This is a genomic window from Campylobacter concisus (assembly GCF_002913865.1).
In the GTDB taxonomy this organism is placed as follows: Bacteria; Campylobacterota; Campylobacteria; order Campylobacterales; family Campylobacteraceae; genus Campylobacter_A; species Campylobacter_A concisus_AM.
The window spans coordinates 1-4,143 of sequence record NZ_POYX01000150.1 but is presented as its reverse complement, the minus strand read 5'-3'; the positions used below and the strand labels follow the sequence as shown (position 1 = coordinate 4,143).

3 protein-coding genes are annotated in these 4,143 nt (G+C 41.2%); all 3 read left to right on the top strand.

All coding sequences use genetic code 11. From position 1 onward, the window contains the following. The first annotated feature begins 45 nt into the window (after positions 1–45). Positions 46–645 carry a peroxiredoxin gene (locus CYP77_RS09370; protein WP_103567623.1) on the top strand — a complete coding sequence of 200 codons (600 nt, stop codon included), beginning with the start codon at positions 46–48 and terminating at the stop codon, positions 643–645. Between the two features lie 122 nt (positions 646–767). Next, positions 768–1,850 carry a PilZ domain-containing protein gene (locus CYP77_RS09365; protein ID WP_103567624.1) on the top strand — a complete coding sequence of 361 codons (1,083 nt, stop codon included), beginning with the start codon at positions 768–770 and terminating at the stop codon, positions 1,848–1,850. 8 nt (positions 1,851–1,858) lie between these two features. Then, on the top strand, positions 1,859–4,143 hold a 2,285-nt coding region (locus CYP77_RS09360), incomplete at its 3' end, for an ATP-binding protein (RefSeq protein WP_103599757.1).

Genomic DNA, 4,143 nt, shown 5'->3' with positions numbered 1-4,143 from the left:
GGATATAATTTCGCAATCAATAAAATTTATTATTAAGGAGAAAATATGTTAGTAACAAAAAAAGCACCTGACTTTACAGCTGCAGCAGTTTTAGGAAACAATCAAATTGTAAATGATTTCAACCTTTACAAAAACATCGGCGAAAAGGGCGCTGTTGTGTTCTTCTACCCAATGGACTTTACATTCGTTTGCCCAAGCGAGATCATCGCGTTTGATAAAAGATACGACGAGTTCAAGTCACGCGGTATCGAAGTTATCGCAGTTTCTTGCGACAACCAGTTCTCACACTTTGCATGGAAAGAGACTCCAATAAATAAAGGCGGTATCGGCAAAGTTCGCTTCCCGATCGTAGCTGACATGACAAAATCAATAGCTCGTGGCTTTGACGTACTTCTAGAAGACGCTGGCGTAGCACTTCGCGGTTCATTCCTACTTGACAAAGATGGCACAGTTCGCCACGCAGTTATAAATGACCTACCACTCGGCAGAAACATCGACGAGATGATCAGAATGGTAGATACTATGTTATTTACAAATGAGCACGGCGAAGTTTGCCCAGCTGGCTGGCACAAAGGTGATTCTGGTATGAAACCAAGCACTGAAGGTGTTGCTGACTACCTTTCACACAACGAAAGCAAACTATAATTATTCAAATTTCTAGGCAGCTTTGCCTAGAAATTCTCTCTGCACACAAATTTAAATATTTTTTTAATATAACTTTATATATGATAGCAATGTTTTAATAAATAACCTTTTTTGGAGACCCCATGGAGTTTAAGGGCAGGCAAGAACTTGTCGAAAATTGCGAGGATTGCATACTTGGTTTAAGAGCTAAATTTATAGATGAGGGTATCAAATTTTGCAGACAATTAACCCTTGTGGTGCCGCACGAGCAGATGAAAATTTGCCTTGAGAGTATCTTTGACGCGCTACTCATCCAAAAACCAAATGCCACACAAATTCGCGACGACTTAAACAGCCTAATACCAAAACTAAACGCAAAAGACGAGCTGATAAATTTCCTACTTTTAAATTTGACACTAAATTTTAGTCACGCCTGCGACGATGCAGTCTATGTGGGCTACTTTGTAAATGCCGTCTCAAGATTGAAAGAAATTTTATATAACGCCGAAAATCATCAAGAGACCACAGTAAAAGAGATGATCGATACTGGCTCATTTTTCTACGAAGATCCGATCAACACATTTACACGCATGAAAAACGCCAAGGTCCGCCCTGAATTTTTAAATTTATACGACGGATTAAATATAAAATACGAAGCCGAAATTTTAGAGGTTAAAGAAGATAGTGTCGTTTTTCGCGTAGATATGATGCAAATTTTAGCCATGAAGCAAGATGGCAAGGGCTTCATCCTACCAAATAGCTTCTTCTCAAAGCAACTTCGCGCCGACATCATCGACTACAATATCGCCGATAAAAGCGTCACTCTTTCAAATTTCTCGCGCACAGCGACCATGCATGCAAACAAGAGAAAATTCCAGCGCGTCTTACCAAACCGCTTTACCAAAATTTCTCTAAAAGGAGAGCAAGGCGAGCTTGTTGGCAGTCTTTACGACATCTCAGAGGGCGGCATAAGTATATTGAGCTCACAAGCTACAAATTTTAAAGACGGCGAAGAGCTAGAGGCAAATTTTGACATCTTGCTCTCACCAGATGAAGTAAAAAACGTCTCCTTAAAGCTAAAACTTGTCACTGAGCTAGCATACAAGGGCTACATAAGATACTGCATGCAGCTAGTTGATGATGACAAAACGATAAAAGACTTCACGCAAAAGCGCGTCAAAGAGACGCTTGACGAGCTTCGCTCACGCATAAATTTATACGAATAAGGCAATTAGTGAAAACCATACAAGAAAATTTAAAACTTTTTTATATCGGACTAAAAGACAAAGAGCCATTTTTTTATAAAAACAAGGACCTAACCACCCACGCAGCCATCATTGGTATGACTGGTAGCGGTAAAACAGGCCTTGGTATCACGCTTTTAGAAGAGGCCTGCATAGACAACATCCCCTCTATCATCATCGATCCAAAGGGCGACATCACAAATTTAGCCCTCACCTTTCCGCAGATGAGAGCGGAGGATTTTTTACCTTATGTCGATGAAGCAGAAGCGGCAAACAAAGGTCAAAGCGTAGAGGAATTTGCCGCCTCTCAGGCCGAGCTTTGGAGAAACGGCATAGAGTCTAGTTTTCAAGACCTCGAGCGCGTAAAAATTTTAAAAGATAGCGCTAGCTTTAACATCTACACACCAAAAAGCTCATCTGGCATAGGCGTGGCGCTACTTAGCGACTTTGCCTGCCCAAATATTAGTGACGAAGAAATTTTTAGCAACTATATAAATTCGCTAGCAGCCTCGGTGCTATCACTTATTGGCATGAGTTCAGAGGACATGAGTTCAAAAGAACAGCTGCTAATATCCACTATATTTGAGAGCAAATTTAAAGAGCAAAAAGACGTCAGCATCGAAGAGCTCATAAATTTCATAGCAAATCCGCCATTTAAAAAGATAGGCGTTTTTGACGTAGATACATTTTATCCAAGCAGTGAGCGCCTAAAGCTTGCCATGAAGATAAACGCACTCATCGCAAGCCCAAGCTTTAAAGGCTGGACGCAGGGCGTTAGACTTGAAATTTCAAAGATGCTTTTTGACGAAAACGGCAAAGCAAAGTGCAATATCTTTACGATCTCACACTTAAATGACGCTGAAAGGATGTTTTTTGTCACCCTTTTACTAAACGAGATCATAGCATGGATGCGCGGCACAGAGGGCACTAGCTCACTTAGAGCGATCCTATATATGGATGAAATTTTTGGCTTTTTTCCGCCAAACGCAAATCCGCCGTCAAAAACGCCTATGCTCACGCTTTTAAAACAAGCCCGTGCATTTGGTTTAGGCTGCATCTTAAGCACGCAAAACCCGGTCGATCTTGACTACAAAGGCCTTAGCAACATCGGCACTTGGTTCATCGGCCGCCTCCAAACAGCGCAGGACAAAGCACGCGTGATCGACGGCCTAAGCGGCATCGCTGGCTCAAGCTTAGATAAAGCCTCACTTGAAAGTCTCATATCAAATTTAGCCAAAAGAAATTTCTTGCTTAAAAATATAAACGAGGACGGCTTAAACGTCATCTCCACTCGCTGGGCACTTAGCTATCTAAAAGGCCCGCTCAGCCGCGAGCAAATTTCAAATTTGATGAAAGATAAAAAAGAAAATTTAAGCAGCCAAGGCGTAGATAAAAGCGAGATGAAATTTAGCGCAAAACCTATCATCTCAAGCGATATCACGCAGCTCTACACCAACTCAAAAAGCCTCACACCAAATTTACTAGCAAGTGCAAAGGTTAGAATTTATGATGCTAAAAAGGGCATTGATAGTGTTTGCGAAGTGAGCTATCTTTATGAGCTTAGCGAAAATGACAAAGAGCCAAACTGGAGTGAGGCTAGCGAAGGCATGCGCGTTGATGCAAGTGAAAATGAGTCAAGCGGTGCAAGCTTTGCAGCTGTGCCAAATTTCGTAACGAGCGCTAAAAATTTTGACGCTTTAGAGAAAGATTTTAAAGAATTTTTGTATAGAAATTTCAAATTTAACACATTTGAGGCGATGGGAATTTACTCAAAAGAAAACGAGTCAAAAGAGGAGTTTTTCATAAGGCTTCAGGATAAGTGTAATGAAATTTTAGAGGAGCAAACCGCAAAACTCACGGCTAAATTTGAAAAAGAGCAAAAGAGCTTGCAAGATAAGCTAAATAAAGCCCTTGCAAAGCTTGATAAAGAGCAAAAAGATATGACCACAAGCGGCCTTGACGCAGCTATAAGCATAGGCGCAAGCATATTTGGAGCGATATTTGGCAACAAGCTCTTATCTCGCCAAAACGCCGGCAAGATCGCATCAAGTGCTAGAAGCGCAAACAAGGTCTTAAAGGAGCGAAGCGACGTCAAGCTTAGCGAGCAAAGCGTAAATGATATAAATTTAGCCATAAGCGAGCTTGAAGAGAAATTTGCACAAGAGTGCGATGCGCTAAAAGAGGCAAATGATGTTAAAAACATTGCCATCAACGAAACGCAAATTTCACCAAAGAAAAGCGACATCTACGACGAAAAAGTCGTGCTTTTGTGGAG

Bases quoted from the DNA above. Each gene is read 5' to 3' on its own strand.
- CYP77_RS09370 (WP_103567623.1), top strand. From the start codon at position 46: ATGTTAGTAACAAAAAAAGCACCTGACTTTACAGCTGCAGCAGTTTTA.
- CYP77_RS09365 (WP_103567624.1), top strand. From the start codon at position 768: ATGGAGTTTAAGGGCAGGCAAGAACTTGTCGAAAATTGCGAGGATTGC.